Source organism: Pseudomonas gebzensis (assembly GCF_034427815.1).
GTDB lineage: Bacteria > Pseudomonadota > Gammaproteobacteria > Pseudomonadales > Pseudomonadaceae > Aquipseudomonas.
In genome coordinates this window covers 288,920-307,809 of record NZ_JAXQNS010000006.1, presented here as the reverse complement: position 1 = coordinate 307,809, position 18,890 = coordinate 288,920, and the positions used below count along the sequence as shown (strand labels likewise).

The 18,890-nt window shown below is 63.0% G+C and carries 22 protein-coding genes and 1 tRNA gene; 13 read left to right on the top strand and 10 right to left on the bottom strand.

Annotation, left to right across the window (positions count from 1 at the left end; genetic code table 11):
• The first annotated feature begins 159 nt into the window (after nt 1–159).
• Nucleotides 160–342 (top strand): hypothetical protein, encoded by a 183-nt coding sequence (locus tag SJI00_RS14050; protein WP_322462313.1) that lies wholly within the window; start codon nt 160–162, stop codon nt 340–342.
• Nucleotides 343–474: 132 nt separating this feature from the next.
• Here SJI00_RS14050 and SJI00_RS14045 read toward each other — a convergent pair.
• Nucleotides 475–559 (bottom strand) — tRNA-Leu (locus SJI00_RS14045).
• A 126-nt stretch (nt 560–685) separates the two neighbouring features.
• Here SJI00_RS14045 and SJI00_RS14040 point away from each other — a divergent pair.
• Nucleotides 686–922, top strand: a complete 237-nt coding sequence (locus SJI00_RS14040) for a hypothetical protein (RefSeq protein WP_322462312.1) — start codon at nt 686–688, stop codon at nt 920–922.
• A 59-nt stretch (nt 923–981) separates the two neighbouring features.
• Here the strand turns inward: SJI00_RS14040 and csrA are convergent, their stop codons facing one another.
• The 8 genes from csrA to SJI00_RS14000 all read right to left on the bottom strand — a co-directional run bounded on the left by csrA (nt 982) and on the right by SJI00_RS14000 (nt 6,719).
• The gene (gene csrA, locus SJI00_RS14035) at nt 982–1,179 is read right to left on the bottom strand and encodes a carbon storage regulator CsrA (protein ID WP_322462311.1); all 198 of its coding nucleotides are present in this window, start codon (nt 1,177–1,179) and stop codon (nt 982–984) included.
• Between the two features lie 251 nt (nt 1,180–1,430).
• On the bottom strand, nt 1,431–2,456 hold the full coding sequence (locus tag SJI00_RS14030) for a DNA topoisomerase IB (protein WP_322462310.1): 1,026 nt from the start codon (nt 2,454–2,456) through the stop codon (nt 1,431–1,433).
• A 52-nt stretch (nt 2,457–2,508) separates the two neighbouring features.
• Nucleotides 2,509–3,600, bottom strand: a complete 1,092-nt coding sequence (modC, locus tag SJI00_RS14025; protein WP_322462309.1) for a molybdenum ABC transporter ATP-binding protein — start codon at nt 3,598–3,600, stop codon at nt 2,509–2,511.
• 1 nt (nt 3,601) lies between these two features.
• Complete coding sequence (gene modB / locus SJI00_RS14020; protein WP_322462308.1) at nt 3,602–4,279, bottom strand: molybdate ABC transporter permease subunit; 678 nt, start codon at nt 4,277–4,279, stop codon at nt 3,602–3,604.
• A complete protein-coding gene (gene modA / locus SJI00_RS14015; RefSeq protein WP_322462307.1) occupies nt 4,279–5,028 on the bottom strand; it encodes a molybdate ABC transporter substrate-binding protein in 750 nt (249 codons plus the stop codon). The genes modB and modA overlap by 1 nt, the downstream gene beginning before the upstream one ends.
• A 103-nt stretch (nt 5,029–5,131) precedes the next feature.
• The gene (locus SJI00_RS14010) at nt 5,132–6,205 is read right to left on the bottom strand and encodes an NAD(P)H-dependent flavin oxidoreductase (protein ID WP_322462306.1); all 1,074 of its coding nucleotides are present in this window, start codon (nt 6,203–6,205) and stop codon (nt 5,132–5,134) included.
• A 34-nt stretch (nt 6,206–6,239) separates the two neighbouring features.
• Nucleotides 6,240–6,410: a hypothetical protein gene (locus SJI00_RS14005; protein WP_322462305.1), complete on the bottom strand. Its 171-nt coding sequence runs from the start codon at nt 6,408–6,410 to the stop codon at nt 6,240–6,242.
• 6 nt (nt 6,411–6,416) lie between these two features.
• On the bottom strand, nt 6,417–6,719 hold the full coding sequence (locus tag SJI00_RS14000) for a DUF1883 domain-containing protein (RefSeq protein ID WP_312934776.1): 303 nt from the start codon (nt 6,717–6,719) through the stop codon (nt 6,417–6,419).
• Nucleotides 6,720–6,869: 150 nt separating this feature from the next.
• Between SJI00_RS14000 and SJI00_RS13995 the strand changes: the two genes are divergently transcribed.
• The 7 genes from SJI00_RS13995 (at nt 6,870) to nudC (ending at nt 14,258) form a co-directional block, all read left to right on the top strand.
• Complete coding sequence (locus SJI00_RS13995) at nt 6,870–7,229, top strand: hypothetical protein (protein WP_322462371.1); 360 nt, start codon at nt 6,870–6,872, stop codon at nt 7,227–7,229.
• 224 nt (nt 7,230–7,453) lie between these two features.
• Entirely contained in the window at nt 7,454–8,293 is an 840-nt protein-coding gene (gene galU / locus SJI00_RS13990; protein WP_322462304.1) for a UTP--glucose-1-phosphate uridylyltransferase GalU, read from the top strand.
• Nucleotides 8,294–8,510: 217 nt separating this feature from the next.
• Nucleotides 8,511–9,866, top strand: coding sequence for a glutathione-disulfide reductase (gorA, locus tag SJI00_RS13985; protein ID WP_322462303.1), 1,356 nt, complete (start codon nt 8,511–8,513; stop codon nt 9,864–9,866).
• 196 nt (nt 9,867–10,062) lie between these two features.
• Nucleotides 10,063–10,626, top strand: a complete 564-nt coding sequence (gene ahpC, locus SJI00_RS13980) for an alkyl hydroperoxide reductase subunit C (protein WP_322462302.1) — start codon at nt 10,063–10,065, stop codon at nt 10,624–10,626.
• Between the two features lie 125 nt (nt 10,627–10,751).
• Entirely contained in the window at nt 10,752–12,314 is a 1,563-nt protein-coding gene (ahpF, locus tag SJI00_RS13975) for an alkyl hydroperoxide reductase subunit F (RefSeq protein ID WP_322462301.1), read from the top strand.
• Nucleotides 12,315–12,445: 131 nt separating this feature from the next.
• Nucleotides 12,446–13,258 carry a crotonase/enoyl-CoA hydratase family protein gene (locus SJI00_RS13970; RefSeq protein WP_322462300.1) on the top strand — a complete coding sequence of 271 codons (813 nt, stop codon included), beginning with the start codon at nt 12,446–12,448 and terminating at the stop codon, nt 13,256–13,258.
• Nucleotides 13,259–13,427: 169 nt separating this feature from the next.
• Nucleotides 13,428–14,258 carry an NAD(+) diphosphatase gene (nudC, locus tag SJI00_RS13965; protein ID WP_322462299.1) on the top strand — a complete coding sequence of 277 codons (831 nt, stop codon included), beginning with the start codon at nt 13,428–13,430 and terminating at the stop codon, nt 14,256–14,258.
• On the opposite strand, the gene SJI00_RS13960 is transcribed toward nudC, so the two are convergent.
• Nucleotides 14,226–15,005 carry a TSUP family transporter gene (locus tag SJI00_RS13960; RefSeq protein ID WP_322462298.1) on the bottom strand — a complete coding sequence of 260 codons (780 nt, stop codon included), beginning with the start codon at nt 15,003–15,005 and terminating at the stop codon, nt 14,226–14,228. The two genes, nudC and SJI00_RS13960, sit on opposite strands and share 33 nt — an antisense overlap.
• Before the next feature lie 301 nt (nt 15,006–15,306).
• On the opposite strand from SJI00_RS13960, the gene SJI00_RS13955 reads away from it, so the two are divergent.
• The 4 genes from SJI00_RS13955 to uvrC all read left to right on the top strand — a co-directional run bounded on the left by SJI00_RS13955 (nt 15,307) and on the right by uvrC (nt 18,857).
• Nucleotides 15,307–15,774, top strand: a complete 468-nt coding sequence (locus SJI00_RS13955) for a GNAT family N-acetyltransferase (RefSeq protein ID WP_322462297.1) — start codon at nt 15,307–15,309, stop codon at nt 15,772–15,774.
• A 150-nt stretch (nt 15,775–15,924) separates the two neighbouring features.
• Nucleotides 15,925–16,242: a helix-turn-helix domain-containing protein gene (locus SJI00_RS13950; protein WP_322462296.1), complete on the top strand. Its 318-nt coding sequence runs from the start codon at nt 15,925–15,927 to the stop codon at nt 16,240–16,242.
• 137 nt (nt 16,243–16,379) lie between these two features.
• Nucleotides 16,380–17,018 carry a response regulator transcription factor GacA gene (gacA, locus tag SJI00_RS13945; RefSeq protein WP_322462295.1) on the top strand — a complete coding sequence of 213 codons (639 nt, stop codon included), beginning with the start codon at nt 16,380–16,382 and terminating at the stop codon, nt 17,016–17,018.
• Between the two features lie 15 nt (nt 17,019–17,033).
• On the top strand, nt 17,034–18,857 hold the full coding sequence (gene uvrC, locus SJI00_RS13940) for an excinuclease ABC subunit UvrC (RefSeq protein WP_322462294.1): 1,824 nt from the start codon (nt 17,034–17,036) through the stop codon (nt 18,855–18,857).
• Nucleotides 18,858–18,890 lie beyond the last annotated feature (33 nt).

Below are 18,890 nucleotides of genomic sequence, written 5' to 3'. Positions count from 1 at the left end.
GTGCGCAAAAAAACCCGCTCCGACGAGGAGCGGGTCAACGATGCTTGAAGGGAAGCCAGTGCAGGCTAGTGGGCGGGTGTTATCCCAGGATTAAGGGGCGATGGATTGATTTCGTTGCCTGCGCACTTTATACAGGCTGCAATTTTCTGGAGATGCCTGATGCGCGACGACGACGATATTCATGAGCCGGAACATGATCACTTGCTGGATCGCGAGTTCTTTGAAGATGATGTTGAGCGGGAGCCTGAGGCGGATGCCTTCGATGCGATCGATGAGGAGGAGGAGGAGATCGAGGAGGAAGCATTCGATCATCCGGCCTGGCATGATGATCCTGATGACTGAGTGAGCCAATACGGTCGATGCAGCTGCAGCGCCGATAACGCCCGGTGAGGTCGGACGTGACACCCTCGCCGCACCCTCCTCGAATCACAGGCAAAAAAAGAACGCCGTATCGGGCGTTCTTTTGCAATCAGATGGTGCGAGTGGCGGGACTCGAACCCGCAAGGCTCACGCCGGCAGATTTTAAGTCTGCTGTGTATACCAATTCCACCACACTCGCACGGTTGAAAGGGTCCGTGGACCAGCAGCTTCACTGAGCGAAGTGCCTTGCAATCAAGCGCGCTTTATAACCCAGCGTTATAGCAGAGTCAACCCATGAGGCTCATGGACGTATGCAAGCGGCCGCTTGGCGAAGCTCGTCAGCGGAGGCGCGCAACCCGTCCAGCTGGCCATTCATGGCCTGAACCTCGCCACCTTGATCGGCGTGCTGCAAGTAACGGGCATGCCCAGCGAGGGCTTGGCACAATGCGTCGAGTTCGACGGCAGTGCGCATCAGATCATCTTTGATCCCGCGCATACGCAGGTTCGCAACCATTGTCCATCCTCATGTCTTGACCACGGTCGGTCGCAGCGCTGCCCATGATAGTGGATAGCCCGAACACTGCCGCATGAAACCTGAAAAAGTGTACGGACCAAGCGCGATCAGTGCGATTCGTCCGCCTTGTCAGGCGCAGGCTTGCCGGCCTGAATGCGGTTGTAGATCTCTTCACGGTGCACCTGGATATCCTTGGGTGCATCGATGCCGATCCTCACTTGCATCCCCTTCACGCCCAGAATGGTGACTTTGATGTCGTCGTTGATGACGATCACTTCGCCAACCTTGCGGGTGAGTATCAGCATGTAGTTCTCCTTGGGTGATGTCTTTGGCCGATGGGCTCGGCGCCCAGCAGTGGGTATGTGGCCCTTGTCCTTCCTAGTAAAGACGCTTCCAGCAAGTGGTAATTCCACTGGAAAGCAAATTCGCTACCGCTCGGGCCACACGCGGTCATGGCCGGCAGCGTGTGCCTGTCGCCAATGTCGCTTGAGTGCAAGGATAAGGCGGTTGATCGCGTAAGTGAAATCGCTGCGCATCATGGGTGGCATAGAGCGCTTCAATCGGCGACCGGCGCGGTCTCCAACTGCTGCAGAAAGTGCAGCAATGCCACCTCTTCAGTGTCCATGCCCTTGCGCTTGCGCACTTTGGGCAACGCCTCCAGGTGGCCGAGCACGAAATGCTCCAGCACTGCAGGGTGGATGTAGCACTTGCGGCAGACCGCCGGCGTATTGCCCAGGCGCGATGCCACCTGCCGCACGATGTCCGCCATATGGCGTTTGGCATGGGTTTCCGGTTGCCAGGCCAGGGGGCGCAACAGGCTCAGGGCCAGGCTGCTGCCGGCCCAGGTGCGGTAATCCTTGGCGGTGAAATCGGCGCCAGTCAGCGCTTGCAGGTACTGGTTCACGTCGCTCGAGCCAATGCGGTGACGCTCGCCCTCTTCATCGATGTACTGGAACAGCTCCTGTCCGGGCAGGTCCTGGCAGCGCTTGACCAGCCCGGCCAGGCGACGGTCGCGGACCGTGATGCTGTGTTCCACACCGCGTTTGCCACGAAACTCGAAACGAATCGTGCTGCCTTTGACCTTTACATGGCGGTTGCGCAGGGTGGTCAAACCGTAGGACTGGTTGTCTTTGAGGTAGCGTTGATTGCCGATGCGAATCAGCGTCTGGTCGATCAGGCTGACCACCAGTGCCAGCAGCTTGGTGCGGTCGAGCCCGGGTCTGCTCAAATCGCGTTCGACCTTGCGCCGCAACGCTGGCAGGGCTTGGGCGAAGGCCAGCATGCGCCCGTATTTGTGCGCATCGCGCAGCTCTCGCCATTCGGGGTGATAGCGGTACTGCTTGCGCCCGCGCGCATCCAGCCCAGTGGCCTGCAAGTGGCCCTGCGGGTCGATGCAGATCCACACTTGCGTGTAGGCCGGCGGAATGGCCAATGAGTCGATGCGCTTGAGCGTCGGTTCATCCTTGATGCGGTTACCGTCGGCATCGTGATAGATGAAGCGGTCGCGCCACCGCTTGCGGGTCAGGCCTGCATGGGAGTCTTCGACATAGTGCAGTGACGCGGGCAGTGGGCAGTCGAGCATGGCGGCGTCCAATCGTGAGTTATCCGGTGGACAACGCCGCGTGCCCGGATGCTCAGCCGAGAATCGCCACTGACTTGATTTGCGCCCACAACAACTGACCCGGGTGGACGCAGAGCTGATCCGCCGAGTAGCGGGTGATGCGCGCCAGCAAGGCATTGCCGCCAGCCTCCAGGCGGACCAGCACGTGCGCCGGATTGTCGGCAGGTTGCAGCTCGCGCACCCGCACGGGCAGGCGGTTGAGAATGCTTGAGGTAGGGTCCGCCGCCAGCGCCAGGCTGACGTCCCGGGCCTGGACCTTCACCCGCAAGGGTGTGCCGTGCGCCTGCGCCTCATGGGCGATGCGCAACGAGCTGCCGTTCAGGCCCGGCAGGCGCAGTTCCAGCAGTTGGTACCGGGCATCGAAGCTCATCACCCAGCCCTGCAGCACCACGCCTGCATCGTCGGCCTGGCTCAGCGGCAGGTCGAGCCGTGCCAGCAGCTCGGGCAATGGGCCGCTGGCCTGGGCGCGGCCGTGCTCGAGCAGGACCAGATGATCGGCCAAGCGCACCACTTCATCCTGGCTGTGGCTGACATACACCACCGGGATGTCCAGCTCGCCATGCAAGCGCTCCAGGTAGGGCAGGATCTCCCGCTTGCGCGGGCCGTCCAGGGCGGCCAGCGGTTCATCCATCAACAGCAGGCGCGGGCTGCTCAGCAGTGCGCGGGCGATGCCGACCCGCTGCGCCTCGCCCCCGGACAACGTCGCTGGCGTGCGCCCTAGCAGGTGATCGATGCCCAGCAGCTCGCACGCCTGATCGAGCCCCACCTTGCGCTGCGCAGGTGGCACCCGGCGCCAGCCGAACTCCAGGTTGCCGCGCACCGACAGGTGCGCGAACAGGCTGGGCTCCTGGAACACATAGCCGATCGGGCGCAGGTGCGGCGCGACGAACACCTGCCGCGCAGAGTCTTGCCACACCTCGCCGTTGACCTCGATATAGCCATCGCTGGCGCGCTCCAGGCCTGCCAGGCAGCGCAGGCATGAGGTCTTGCCCGAACCGGAATGGCCATACAGTGCGCTGATGCCGCGGCCGGGCAGTTGCAGGTCGAGGTCGAGGGTAAACGCTTCACGCTGCAAGCGCAGACGTGCACGAATCGCAGAGGGCATGTCAGCTCCAGCCAGCAGTGCGGCGGCGCCCGGCGTACAGCATCAGCAGCACCAGGAACGAGAACACCAGCATGGCGCCGGCCAGCCAGTGCGCTTGGGTGTATTCCATGGCCTCGACGTGATCGAAGATCTGCACCGAAACCACGCGCGTCTTGTCAGGGATGTTGCCGCCAATCATCAGTACCACGCCGAACTCGCCCACGGTGTGGGCAAAACCGAGAATGCTGGCGGTCAGAAAGCCTGGCCGCGCCAGGGGCAGCACCACATGAATGAAGGTATCCCATGGGCTGGCGCGCAAGGTGGCCGCGACTTCCAGCGGGCGCTGGCCAAGGGCGGTGAAGGCGTTTTGCAACGGCTGCACCACGAACGGCAGCGAATACACCACCGAGCCGATGACCAGCCCCGTAAAGCTGAACACCACGGTGCCAAGGCCCAATGCGCGTGTGGCCTGGCCCAGCCAGCCGTGCGGGCCGAGCGCCAGCAGCAGATAAAAGCCGATGACCGTGGGCGGCAACACCAGCGGCAACGCCACCAGCGCGCCCACGGGGCCACGCAGGGGCGAGCGAGTGCGGGCCAGCCACCACGCGATCGGCGTGCCGATCACCAGCAGGATCAGCGTGGTGATGCTGGCCAGCTTCAGTGTCAGCCAGATCGCCCCGAGGTCACTGGGGTCGAACATCAGATTTCATAGCCGTAGGACTTGATCAGCGCCGCCGCTTTGGGGGTCTTGAGGTAGTCGATCAGCGCTTGCGCAGCAGGGTTGTCCTTGCCTTTGCTGAGGATCCCGGCGTCCTGGCGGATCGGATCGTGCAGCTCAGTCGGTACGATCCAGGCCGAACCTTCGCTGAGCTTGCCGTCCTTGTAGATCTGCGACAGCGCCACGAAGCCCAGCTCGGCATTGCCGGTGGAGACGAACTGGTAGGCCTGGGTGATGTTCTGACCTTCGACCAGCTTGGCGCGGGTGGCCTCGGTCAGCTTGAGGTGATCCAGTACCTGGGTGGCGGCCAAGCCATAGGGCGCGGCTTTCGGGTTGGCGATGGACAGGTGCTTGAAGCCGTTCTTGCGCAGCACCTCGCCTTGGGCGTCCACGTAGCCCGGCTTGGCAGACCACAGCGCCAGGGTGCCGATGGCGTAGGTGAAGCGTGAGCCGGGAACGATGGCGTGTTCCTGTTCGAGTTTTGCCGGGGTGGCGTCGTCGGCGGCGAGGAACACTTCAAACGGTGCGCCGTTGCGAATCTGCGCATAGAACTGGCCGGTGGAGCCGAACGAGGCTTTCAGGGTGTGGCCCGTGTCCTTCTCGAAGTCCTTGGCCAGCGCTTGAATGGGCGCGGTGAAATTGGCTGCCACGGCCACCTGGACATCGTCGGCCCAAGCGTTGCTCAGGGCGAACAGGGCAGTGAGGGCAAACAGGGAAGGGCGAATGCGCATGCAGCGGTCTCCAGCGGCAGGTTATCGTTATGGTGGCAACTATATAGCGATTGACCGGCTTGCGGGAAGGGTGCCCGACGGGGCGGGCAGTGTGAGTGCTGTTTCAGCGCTGCAGCAGCGCAAGCGCGGCAGTGGCGATGCCAAGGGTCAGCGCGTGTGCCGGCAGGGTGCGGCCCAGGCGCAATCCCTGGCCGGCCCATTGGTTGGTGAAATCGCTGCTGCCCGCAGCCTCACTCAGCGCCCGCAATGGCATCAGCGCGCCGCCGGCCAGCGGGAACGCCGGCGCCAGCGTCGTCATGGGGCCCAGTTCGCGCATCAGGCGAGTGTTGATGCCGCGTGCGGGACGCCCGGTGAACAGGTTGGTCAGGGCGGTGTCGGCTGCCGACGCAGTGTTCAGGGCCTGGCGATGGTTGGCGGACACCTTGGCCTCTGGGCAGAACAGGTACGCCGTGCCCATCTGCACCGCACTGGCGCCCAGGGCCAGCGCCGCGACCAGGCCGCGCGGGTCACCCACGCCGCCTGCTGCAATCACCGGCACGCTCACCGCATCGACCACCTGCGGGACCAGGGCGAAGGTGCCGATCTGCGTGGTGATGTCGTCGCTGAGAAACATGCCGCGGTGGCCGCCGGCCTCATAGCCCATGGCGATGATCGCATCACAGCCGTGTTGCTCCAGCCAGACTGCTTCGGCCACCGTGGTGGCGCTGGAGATCACCTTTGCCCCAGCAGCCTTGACCCGTGCCAGCAAGGGCGCTGCCGGCAGCCCAAAGTGGAAGCTGACCACCTCTGGGCGCAGTGCCTCGACCCACTGGCAGCTCTGCTCGTCGAAGGGCTGGCGGTTCGAGACCGGGGTGGGCGCCTGCAGATCCGCGCCCAGCTCGGTGTAATAGCGGGCCAGTGTTTGCTTCCAGGCCTCGGCGCGCACGGCATCGGGCTCAGGGGGCTGGTGACAGAAAAAGTTGAGGTTCAGCGGCCCCTTGCAGGCATGGCGAAAGGCTGCCACCTCGGCATGGGTCTGGGCGGCATCGAGCATGGCGCAAGGCAAGGCGCCGAGCCCGCCAGCGCGGCCCACCTCGATCGCCAGCGCCGAGCCACTGGCTCCGGCCATGGGCGCTTGCAGAATCGGCAGCTCGATGCCGAACAGGTCAAGGATTCGCGAATCGGGCCAGTGCGACATGCAACCTCCAAGGGTGGGCGTTGTGGTGCAAGGGTTACAGCGCTTTGCTGACCTGAATATCGCTGATATTGGCCACGTCATCGCCATGGATCTTGCGCAGCGCATCCAGGGCCTGCTCTTGGGAATCGTCACTCATCACTGCGAAATCCCAGCGGCGCTGGCCATCGAGCTTGTACTTGATCACGTATTTGAGGTTCTGGGTCATGGCGGTTTATCTCAGCTGGGACGAGGAGCGTCGAATGATCTTGATCTTGTGCGTGAACGCGGGCTTGCGCGTTACCGAAATCGCCCGAGTGGTCACGGTGTCGAGGGTGATGTTCCAGTAGCCGGAGCTGGGCACGTTGATCTTGGCGGGGAACTTGTCGAATGCGCCGCCGTGGTAAGTGTGCCGGCCGCCATTCTTGAAGCTGCGGAAGTTGGCGTCATTCATCAGGCGGATGTTGCAGGGCTGGGAAGACTCGATGACGACGATGTCGTCTTCATTCAAGTGTTCGCGTTGGTGGATGAATTTCATGTGGCGCTCCGCAAGTTCACAGTCTGCAAAACGCCAACTTTATCACGATGTCAGCAGGCGCTGCCGGCTTGCCCGGGACGTGCGCAGTCAAAGGGAGCAAAATGTGCGCTCGACGGTCAATAGCTGTTTGGAACCTTTAGGGACTTGCAGATGAAATGGGTTGTAGCTGCACTTTCGCTGACGCTCGCCGGGTGCGCCAGCGTCTCGGAACTCGAACAATCGCACGAGACCATGGATGTGATCTCTGGTAAGTCGCCGCGTGACTATGCCGACTGCGTCAAACAGGAACTGGCCAGCAGCCGTGACCCGCTGACCGAAGAGAAACGCGGCGACGGCCTGCGCCTGATCGTGCCGCAAAAGCTCACTGCGGGCGCGGGGCCGGCTGCCTTGATCGAGATCGATAAGCGCAGCAATGGCAGCGCGATCAAGTTGCGTGAGCGGTTGAGCAATTTCCCGCTGCGACCAGGCGATGTTCGCAAGGCGACGACTGTGTGTATTTCCGGTTCTTGAACCGCCGTCATGAATGTAATCAACGGTTTGCCAGGCGCCGTCCGGGCGTTTGGCCTGTGCCATGCGCGCTTCGGTAGCGTGCTAGCCGGAACTATCTGCCCAAACGCGGGCCGAAGTGCTTTGAAAATGGCGTGAGCCCTGTCGCGGCGGGGCATTGTAAGGTGCATGCCGCCTGATTAGACTGCGCCAAGTGCCAGATGGCCATACCCTCTTTAAGGATGTTTATGATCAAGAAATGCTTGTTCCCGGCAGCCGGTTACGGCACCCGCTTCCTGCCCGCTACCAAAGCCATGCCCAAGGAAATGCTGCCAGTGGTCAACAAGCCGTTGATCCAGTACGGCGTTGAAGAGGCGTTGGATGCAGGCCTGAGCGAAATTTCCATCGTTACCGGTCGCGGCAAGCGCGCCCTGGAAGACCATTTCGACATCAGCTACGAGCTGGAAAATCAGATCAAGGGCACCGACAAGGAAAAATACCTGGTCGGTATCCGCCGTCTGCTCGATGAGTGCTCGTTCTCGTATACCCGTCAGACCGAAATGAAAGGCCTGGGCCACGCCATCCTGACCGGTCGCCCGCTGATCGGCGACGAGCCGTTCGCCGTGGTGCTGGCGGACGACCTGTGTGTCAACCCTGACGGCGACGGCGTGCTGACCCAGATGGTCAAGCTGTACAACCAGTTCCGCTGCTCGATCGTGGCGATCCAGGAAGTCGATCCGCAGGAAACCCACAAATACGGCGTGATCGAAGGTTCGATGATTCGCGACGACATCTTCCGTGTCACCAACATGGTCGAGAAGCCCAAGCCTGAAGACGCGCCGTCCAACCTGGCGATCATCGGTCGCTACATCCTGACCCCGGACATCTTCGACATCATCGAGAACACCGAGCCAGGCAAGGGTGGTGAAGTGCAGATCACCGACGCGCTGATGAAACAGGCGCAAAGCGGCTGCGTGATCGCCTACAAGTTCAAGGGCAAGCGTTTCGACTGCGGCGGCGCCGAAGGCTACATCGATGCCACCAACTTCTGCTTCGAGAACTACTACAAGTCCGGCAAAGCCTACTGATCGCCGGCCACCCCACGCAGTGTTCACTGCGTGATGCTGCCAGCGGGTCCCTGCACCCGCTGGTCATGCTGCATCCGGCCGATTCGATCGGCAACAACCACCCTTGGGTCAACGCCAGTCAGTTAAGCGAAATCGGATTTCTGTAGACGCGGCGTCTACAAGATCCTTAACTGACAGGCATTGACCCTGGGTGGTTTTTTTTTGGGAGTTTGGATAAATGGCCTACGAGTTTGATCTGTTCGTCATCGGTGCCGGGTCCGGCGGCGTGCGCGCTGCGCGGTTCGCGGCAGGGTTTGGCGCCAAGGTCGCGGTAGCGGAAAGCCGCTACCTGGGTGGCACGTGCGTCAACGTCGGCTGCGTGCCGAAGAAATTGCTGGTGTATGGCGCGCATGTCGCTGACGAGCTCGAGCAAGCCTCTGCTTACGGTTGGAGCCTTGAAGAAGGGCACTTTGACTGGGCCACGCTGATCAGCAACAAGAACCGGGAAATCGAGCGCCTCAACGGCATTTACCACAACCTGCTGGTCAACAGCGGGGTCAAGCTGCTGCAAGGCCACGCGCGCATCACCGGCCCCCATGAGGTCGAGGTGGACGGCCAGCGCTACAGCGCCGAACGCATCCTCATCGCCGTTGGCGGCTGGCCGCAGGTGCCGGACATTCCGGGCAAAGAGCTGGCCATCACCTCCAACGAGGCGTTCTTCCTCAAGCAGCTGCCCAAGCGCACACTGGTGGTCGGTGGCGGCTACATCGCCGTGGAATTTGCCGGCATCTTCCAGGGCCTGGGCAGCGCCACCACGTTGCTGTACCGCGGTGAAATGTTCTTGCGCGGCTTTGACGGCTCGGTACGCAGCCACTTGAAAGAAGAGCTGGAAAAGCGTGGGCTCGACCTGCAGTTCAACAGCGACATCAAGCAGATCGACAAGCTCGAAGACGGCAGCCTGAAAGCAACGCTCAAAGATGGTCGCGAGCTGATCGCCGATTGCGTGTTCTACGCCACCGGTCGCCGCCCGATGCTCGACAACCTGGGCCTGGAGCACACCGGCGTAGAGCTGGATGAGCGCGGCTATGTGCGCGTCGACGAGCACTACGAGACCACCGAGCCCTCGATCCTGGCCATTGGCGATGTGATTGGCCGCGTACAGCTCACCCCTGTGGCCCTGGCCGAAGGCATGGCCGTGGCACGCCGGCTGTTCAAGCCAGAGCAGTTGCGCCCGGTCGATTACAAGAACATCCCCACGGCGGTGTTCAGCCAGCCGCCCATCGGCACCGTCGGCCTGACCGAGGAAGAGGCCATCGACGCCGGGCACAAGGTGCAGATCTTCGAAAGCCGCTTCCGGCCCATGAAGCTCACCCTGACCCAAAGCCAGGAAAAAACCCTGATGAAGCTGGTGGTCGATGCCGACACCGACCGCGTGCTGGGTTGTCACATGGTGGGGCCGGACGCTGGCGAGATCGTCCAGGGCCTGGGCATTGCGCTCAAGGCAGGCGCCACCAAGCAGATGTTCGATGAGACCATCGGTGTGCATCCGACCTCGGCCGAAGAGTTCGTTACCCTGCGCACGCCGACCCGCTGATCGGCGCTGCCTGTCAGCTGTTCGCCCTGCGTTGCACCGCGCGGGGCGAGCGTCTTCAGCAGCATCCCTTCTATCGATGTCCGGCTTTATAGCCAAAACCAATGACCAACATGAGCTTTGCCAATGAGCCTTCGTCGAGCGCGTTGGGTAGGATTTCCTCCGTCAACTGATTTCAAACCCCTAGAGGAAACGTCTCATGCCAATCATCAACAGCCAGGTCAAACCGTTCAACGCCACTGCTTACCACAACGGCGACTTCGTTCCAGTGAGCGAAGCCAACCTGAAAGGCAAGTGGTCGGTCGTATTCTTCTACCCGGCTGACTTCACCTTCGTCTGCCCAACCGAACTGGGTGACCTTGCCGACAACTACGCCGAATTCCAGAAGCTGGGCGTGGAAATCTACGGTGTGTCGACCGACACCCACTTCACCCACAAAGCCTGGCACGACACCTCGGACACCATCGGCAAGATCAACTACCCGCTGATCGGTGACCCGACCCACGTCATCTCGCGCAACTTCGACGTACTGATCGAAGAAGCTGGCTTGGCCGACCGTGGCACCTTCGTGATCAACCCTGAAGGCCAGATCAAGATCGTCGAACTCAACGACGGTGGCGTAGGCCGCGATGCCAGCGAGCTGCTGCGCAAGGTCAAGGCTGCCCAGTACGTCGCCGCTCACCCAGGTGAAGTTTGCCCGGCCAAGTGGAAAGAAGGCGAAGCCACCCTGGCGCCGTCGCTGGACCTGGTCGGCAAGATCTAAACCGATGCCTGTTGTGCGGGCGGTAGTCAGCCGCCACAGCTGAACCACCTACCGCCCCGTAAAGCGCCCGGGCGACCTCGCCTGGGCGTTTTTGTATCCGAAATTCGTAAAAAGGAATCGCCCGTATGTTGGACGCCACGCTTAAATCGCAACTGAACACCTACCTGGAGCGGGTCACCCAGCCGATCGAGATCGTTGCCTCCCTCGACGACGGTGCGAAGTCCCGTGAAATGCACGACCTGCTGGTGGAAATCGCCGGCCTGTCGAACCTGATTACCTTGAGCGCGGACGGCGATGACGTGCGTCGTCCGTCGTTCTCGCTCAACCGCCCGAATGGCGAGATCAGCCTGCGCTTCGCCGGCATCCCCATGGGGCACGAATTCACCTCCCTGGTGCTGGCCCTGCTGCAAGTCGGTGGCCACCCCTCCAAAGCCAGCAGCGAACTGATCGAGCAGATTCAGGGGTTGCAAGGTGAATTCAACTTCGAGACCTACTTCTCACTGTCGTGCCAGAACTGCCCGGACGTGGTCCAGGCACTGAACCTGATGGCCGTGCTCAACCCCAATGTGCGCCACGTGGCCATTGACGGTGCGCTGTTCCAGGCCGAGGTCGAGTCTCGCCAGATCATGGCCGTGCCGAGCCTGTACCTGAACGGTGAGCCGTTCGGTCAGGGCCGCATGAGCCTTGAAGAAATCGTCAACAAGCTCGACAGCCAGGCGGGAAGCCGCCAGGCCGAGAAGCTCGATGCCAAGGCCGCGTTCGACCTGTTGGTGGTCGGCGGTGGCCCTGCTGGCGCTGCCGCGGCGATCTACGCCGCGCGCAAAGGCATTCGCACCGGTGTGGCCGCCGAGCGGTTCGGCGGCCAGGTGCTCGACACCCTGGCGATCGAGAACTTCATTTCAGTACAGGAAACCGAAGGGCCGAAGTTGGCCACGGCGCTGGAAGAACACGTCAAGCAGTACGATGTCGACATCATGAACCTGCAGCGCGGCGAAGCGCTGCTACCGGCCACCGACGGGGGCCTGCACCAGGTGCGCCTGGCCAGCGGCGCTACGCTGCGCGCCAAGACCGTGATTCTGGCAACCGGTGCGCGCTGGCGGGAAATGAACGTTCCTGGCGAGCAGCAGTACCGCAACCGCGGCGTGGCGTACTGTCCGCACTGCGATGGCCCGCTGTTCAAGGGCAAGCGCGTGGCGGTGATTGGCGGTGGCAACTCAGGCGTGGAAGCGGCTATCGACCTGGCCGGGATCGTGGCCCATGTCACACTGATCGAATTCGACAGCCAATTGCGCGCCGATGCGGTACTGCAGCGCAAGCTGCACAGCCTGGCGAACGTCAAGGTGATCACCCGCGCACTGACCCGCGAAGTGCTTGGCGATGGGCAGAAGGTCACCGGCCTGCGCTACCAGGATCGCAGCACCGATGCCGAGCACGAAGTGGCACTCGAAGGCATCTTCGTGCAGATCGGCCTGCTGCCCAACACCGATTGGCTCAAAGGCACGGTCGAGCTGTCGCCACGTGGCGAGATCATCGTCGACGCCAAGGGCCAGACCAACATTCCTGGCGTATTCGCCGCCGGTGATGTGACCACGGTGCCGTACAAGCAGATCGTCATTGCGGTAGGCGAGGGCGCCAAGGCTTCACTGGCGGCGTTCGATCACCTGATCCGCACCTCCGCGCCGGCCTGACAGGTCCTGGCTTCACCACTGCGCCGCCCCGCTTCAACGGGGCGGCGCAGTGGTGTCTGGGGTTTGGCCGGTATGCGGCAGCGGGGCTGCGCTATAGTCGGCGTTTGCCCCCGCCTGATGGAGAACCGCCGGTGCCCGAATACAGCGCTTTCAAGGTCGAGCTGACCGATCACATCGCCCACGTGCAGATCAACCGCCCGGAAAAGGCCAATGCCATGGATGCGGCGTTCTGGACCGAAATCATCGAGATCTTTCAGTGGATCGACGACACCGATGCGGTACGCGCCGTGGTCATCAGCGGCGCCGGCAGGCACTTTTCTGCGGGCATCGACCTGGCGCTGCTGGCCTCGGTGGCGAGCCAGCTCGGCAAAGACGTGGGCCGTAACGCCCGTCAACTGCGTCGCACCATCCTGCGCATGCAAGCGTCGTTCAACGCCGTGGACCAGTGCCGCAAGCCTGTGCTGGCGGCGATCCACGGCTATTGCATCGGTGGCGCCATTGACCTGGTGTCGGCGTGTGACATGCGCTATTGCAGCAGCGACGCGCAGTTCTCCATCAAGGAAATTGACATGGGCATGGCTGCGGATGTGGGGACCTTGCAACGCCTGCCGCGCATCATCGGTGATGGCCTGTTGCGTGAACTGGCCTATACCGGGCGCTGGGTCGACGCCGAGGAAGCGCAGCGCATCGGCCTGGTCAACCGGGTCTATGCCGAGCCGCAAACCTTGCTGGAGGGGGTGTTTGCCATCGCCCGCGAAATCGCTGGCAAATCGCCGCTCGCGGTGGCCGGCACCAAAGCCATGCTCGGCTACATGCGCGATCACCGCGTCGACGATGGGCTCGACTACATCGCCACCTGGAACGCCGCCATGCTGCAGTCAGAAGACCTGCGCATCGCCATGGCAGCGCACATGAGTAAACAGGCGCCGACCTTCGCCGATTAGACGGTGTCTCACTGGCAGAGGGTTTGCCGGTCTGCCTTGAACGGGCGCTTGCCCGGTAATCCAACCCGCCGCCAGCCCCTGCGATCGCCGGGCCGTCACCGCCTCGCAGCGATACGCGCCCATGCCGTCAGCGCCCGGGTCAACGGGCACCCGCTTTAAGGAAATTGCTATGTCAGCACGCTGGACCACTGCAGTCATCGATCCCCAGACCCCCGGCGGCCTGGCCGTTGCGCGCAGCCCCGAAGGCTTTCTGGCCGACGCCCATGGCGCGCTTTTCCCGCGCCAGTGGCTGATCCGCCAAGCCTTCGACGTGGTGGCCGAACACGGTATCGGCTACTTCGACGGCCAGCCGGTGTTTCTCTACGAGCTGCGCGCCTGCGTGGAGCTGCCAGGCCATGAGTGGCGCGGCTTGCGCCAGTTCATGCTGGAGGGTGATGCGCAGATCTACCGTATCCTGGGCTACGCCGCGCAGATCGGCACCTGGGCCCGCGAGCACCGCTTCTGCGGCAGCTGCGGTCAGCCGACCACGCAGGTTCGCTGGGAACGTGCCATGCATTGCCCGACCTGCAACCTGCGCAGCTATCCGCGCATCTCACCCAGCATGATCGTGTTGATCACCCGCGGTGACGAGGTCCTGCTGGCTCGCTCGCCGCGCTTTGTCACGGGCGTGTACAGCACGCTGGCGGGTTTTGCCGAGCCGGGCGAGTCTGCCGAGCAGTGTCTGGAGCGCGAGGTGTTCGAGGAAGTGGCGCTGCAGGTGCGCAACATTCAGTACGTCGGCAGCCAGTGCTGGCCCTTCCCGCACTCGATGATGCTGGGCTTTCATGCCGAGTACGCAGGTGGGGAGATCGTCATGCAGGTTGATGAGATCGAGGACGCGCGATGGTTCAGCGTCCACGACCTGCCGCCGCTGCCCGCCAGCCGGTCGATCGCGCGGCACCTGATCGACCTGTACGTGGCCCGGCGCCTAGGCCTGGCCGAACCAGTGCTGCCAGGCTAGGCGCACGGTCAGCGCCAGCACCACGGCGATGAACACCGGGCGAATGAACTTGTTGCCGCCCTTGATGGCGGTGCGTGCACCGAAGTACGCGCCGACCATCACCGACAGACCCATCACCAGGCCCACCAGGTAATCGACCTGCCCCGAGAGCATGAACACGGTCAGCGCCGCAATGTTGCTGACGAAGTTCATGCTGCGCGCCACGCCGCTGGCGCGTACCAGGTCGATGGGGTAGAGCAGCAGCGTGCTGACCGTCCAGAACGCCCCGGTACCCGGGCCAGCGACGCCGTCATAGAAGCCCAGCGTGAAGCCCTGCGGGGCCTGCCAGGTTTTCTTGATCGGCGCGTCGGCATCCAGCGGCGCCTTGGGCGTGCCGCCGAACAGCAGGTACAGGCCGCAGGCGAACACCACCACCGGGAGCATCTTGTTCAGCCACTCGGCCGGTAGGTAGTGGGCGACCACCGCACCCACCAGGGCGCCCACCAGTGTGCCGACCAGTCCTCGGCGCCACTGCGCGGGGTGGAACAGCTTGCGCCGGTAGTAGGTAAAGCTGGCCGTGGCCGAGCCGAAGGTGGAGCTGAGCTTGTTGGTGCCCAGCACCAGGTGTGGCGGCATCCCGGCGGTGAGCAGCGCCGGCGTGGTCAGCAGGCCGCCGCCACCGGCGATGGCGTCGATGAAACCGGCGACGAAGGCGACCAAGGCCAGAATCAGCAGCGTGAGGGGTTCTACGGACAGTTCGAAAGGCATCGGCTCAGTCTTACAGGGCAGAGCGCGACAAGATGTCGCGCAAGGGAAAGGCTGCATGGTAAAGCCTGCAAGGCAGGGCTTCCAGTGGCGTGGGCGTTTGTCTTGGGCGGTGTGGGCCGTGCGCGAGCCGCCCGCGTGCTTGGCGCCAGGTGCTGCGGTGTTAGACGATCTGTCCTGCGCGCCGTAGGCTGAAGGCTTTCAGCGAGGCCGGGAGGCCGCCCATGATGCTGCCGTTTTATCTCGCCCAGTGGACGGTCTGTGACCTGCATCGCGCAGCGCGACCGAGACCGAGACCGTGCCGATGAGCACGGCCTCCCTCGATCTCTCGACCCTGCAGCTGTTACCCGCCGATGCTGCACACTTGCCGTTCGCCCGCGATCTGACCCGCCGCGCCATGTTGCCGTACTATCAGCAGTTCGGCCTTCTGTGGGTGGACGAAGCGTTCGATCAGGCTTGGACCTGGCGCGAACAGTGGTTGGTCATGGCTGGGGAGCAGGCCCTTGGCTACTGCAGCCTCAGCCAGGACCGTCACGCCTTGTTCATCCGCGAGCTGCACCTGTTGCCGGCCTATCGCCAGCAGGGCGCAGGCGGCTGGGTACTCGACACCCTGACGGCCTGGGCGCAGCAGCGGCGTTTGCCGCTGCTCAGGCTGATGGTCTTCAGCAGCAACCCGGCCAGGGACCTGTACCTGAGGGTCGGCTTCGAGGACGTCGGGCAGGATGGCTGTTTCCTGCGTATGCAACGCACCGTTCCCAGGCGCAGGGTGTAAGGCCATCGGCCTGGGCTGCAGGAGGCTGGCCCGCTGCCAGCTAGCGCTTGCCTGCCTCTAAGCCAATCGGCATAGTGCCTTTGCTGCAAGCGTCATCTGTGGATGTGGGATACATCCTTGATTAACAACGCAAACAGGGAAGCAAGCGAGATGACAGGATTCGGCACACGCCTGAGGGAAGAGCGGGAACGCCTGGGGCTGACCCAGCGAGTATTCGGTGACATTGGCGGGGTCGAGCCTAACGCTCAAGGCAAGTACGAGAACGGCGACCGCACCCCGCGCCTGGATTACCTGGCGGCGGTGGCTGCTCAAGGTGTAGATCCGCTTTATGTGCTCACCGGCCTGCCCACGCCGCTGCCGCTGGACAGCCTGAGCGGCGACGAGGATCGACTGCTGGCGGCGTTCCGGCGCCTGCCGGACGAAGACCGCGCGGCGCTGTGGCATGTGCTCCATCGGCTGGCCGACTAGGACCGACACATGCTGTCGCAGGCTGTATCGAATCAGCCGGCCCGTGCGGCGCGCGGAGGTCTGTTGCGGTATGTTGCACATGTATATTTTTGTTAAGGTGGCGCCTTACAACATCGCCCCACTGACGAGGTGTCTGCTTGATTAGGGTCCTGGTGGTCGACGATCACGATCTGGTACGCACGGGTATCACCCGCATGCTCGGCGACATCGAGGGCCTGCACGTCGTGGGTGAGGCCGACTCGGGGGAGGCGGCCTTGAAGCTGGCCCGCGAACTGAAACCGGATGTCGTCCTGATGGATGTGAAGATGCCCGGCATCGGCGGCCTGGAAGCCACGCGCAAACTCTTGCGCAGCCACCCGGACACCAAGGTGGTCGCAGTCACCGTGTGTGAGGACGACCCGTTCCCCACGCGCTTGCTGCAGGCCGGGGCCTCGGGCTACCTGACCAAGGGCGCAGCGCTCGATGAAATGGTCCATGCCATTCGTCTGGCCTTCACGGGGCAGCGCTACATCAGCCCGCAAATTGCCCAGCAACTGGCATTGAAATCGTTCCAGCCGCAAGGCTCGCCCTTCGACAGCCTGTCCGAGCGCGAGATCCAGATCGCCTTGATGATCGTCGGCTGCCAGAAGGTGCAGATCATTTCCGATAAGCTCTGCCTGTCGCCCAAGACGGTGAATACCTACCGTTACCGCATCTTTGAAAAACTTTCCGTGACCAGCGACGTCGAACTGACACTGTTGGCCGTCCGCCACGGAATGGTCGACGCAAGTCTCTAGCTCTAGAAGTAGCCCATGTCCCACACCTTTGATGCCAGCGCGTTCCTGGCGACCTGCAGTGGTCGTCCGGGCGTGTACCGTATGTTCGACGCCGAGTCGCGGCTGCTCTATGTGGGCAAGGCCAAGAACCTCAAGAAGCGTCTGGCCAGCTATTTTCGCAAAACCGGCCTGGCCACCAAGACCGCAGCGCTGGTGGCGCGCATCGCTCAGGTCGAAACCACCATCACCGGTAACGAAACCGAGGCGCTGCTGCTTGAACAGAACCTGATCAAAGAGTGGCGCCCGCCCTATAACATCCTGCTGCGTGACGACAAATCCTACCCGTATGTGTTTTTGTCTGACGGCGCTTTTCCGCGGCTGGGTATCCATCGCGGTGCGAAAAAAGCCAAGGGGCGCTACTTCGGGCCGTACCCCAGTGCCGGGGCGATTCGCGAGAGCCTCAGCCTGCTGCAAAAAGCCTTCTCGGTACGCCAGTGCGAAGACAGCTATTACGCCAACCGTACCCGGCCGTGCCTGCAGTACCAGATCAAACGCTGCAAAGGCCCGTGCACCGAATTGGTGAGCAAGGACGAGTACGCCGAAGACGTGCGCCACTCGGTGATGTTCCTCGAGGGCCGCAGCCAGCAGTTGGGCAATGAGCTCAATGCCGAGATGGAGCAGGCCGCCATGGCCCTGAACTTCGAGAAGGCGGCCGAGCTGCGCGACCAGATCGGCCTGTTGCGTCGGGTGCAGGATCAGCAGCACATCGAGGGCGGCTCGGGCGATGTCGACATCATCGCGGCGTTTACCAACCCAGGCGGTGCATGCGTGCACCTGATCAGCGTGCGCGGTGGGCGGGTGCTGGGCAGCAAGAACTTCTTTCCCCAGGTCGGCATCGAGGAAGAGGTGGCCGAAGTCATGGCCGCGTTTCTCTCGCAGTACTACGTCGGCAATGCCGAGCGCGAGCTGCCCCGTGAGCTGATCGTCAACGTGGTGCACGAAGACTTCGAGACCATCATCGAGGCCTTGCAGACCTTGCGCGGTCGTGAACTGGACATCACCCACCGGGTGCGCGGCACGCGCGCGCGCTGGCAGCAGATGGCCGTGACCAACGCCGAACAGGCGCTCAATGCCCGCCTGGCGAACCGCCAGCACATGGCCGCGCGCTTCGAGGCGCTGGCCCAGGTGCTCGACCTCGACGACGTGCCGCAGCGCCTGGAGTGCTATGACATCAGCCACTCCAGCGGCGAGGCCACGGTGGCGTCGTGCGTGGTGTTCGGGCCGGAAGGGCCGATCAAGTCCGATTACCGCCGCTTCAACATCGAAGGCGTCACCGCGGGCGATGACTATGCCGCCATGCAGCAGGCCCTGGCTCGACGCTACGGCCGCATCAAGGACGGCGAGGGCAAACTGCCAGACGTGCTTCTGGTCGACGGTGGTAAGGGGCAGCTGAACATGGCCCGCGAGGTCATGCAGGAACTGGGCTTCAGCGAGCTGACCTTGCTCGGTGTGGCCAAAGGTGTCACCCGCAAGGCGGGGTTCGAGACGCTGTACCTGAACGATGCCGCGCACGAATTCACCCTCAAGGGTGATTCGCCGGCGCTGCACCTGATCCAGCAGATCCGCGACGAAGCCCACCGGTTCGCCATCACCGGCCACCGTGCACGCCGGGGCAAGGCGCGGCGCACCTCCAGTCTGGAGGATGTCGCAGGCGTCGGACCCAAGCGCCGGCGTGATCTGCTCAAGCACTTTGGTGGCTTGCAGGAACTCAACCGCGCCAGCGTCGATGAAATTGCCAAAGCCCCTGGTATCAGCAAAAAGCTCGCCGAGTCGATTTATGCCAGCCTGCATAGCGAGTAGAATGCCGGGTTCAACTCGCAGCCAGTCGTACCG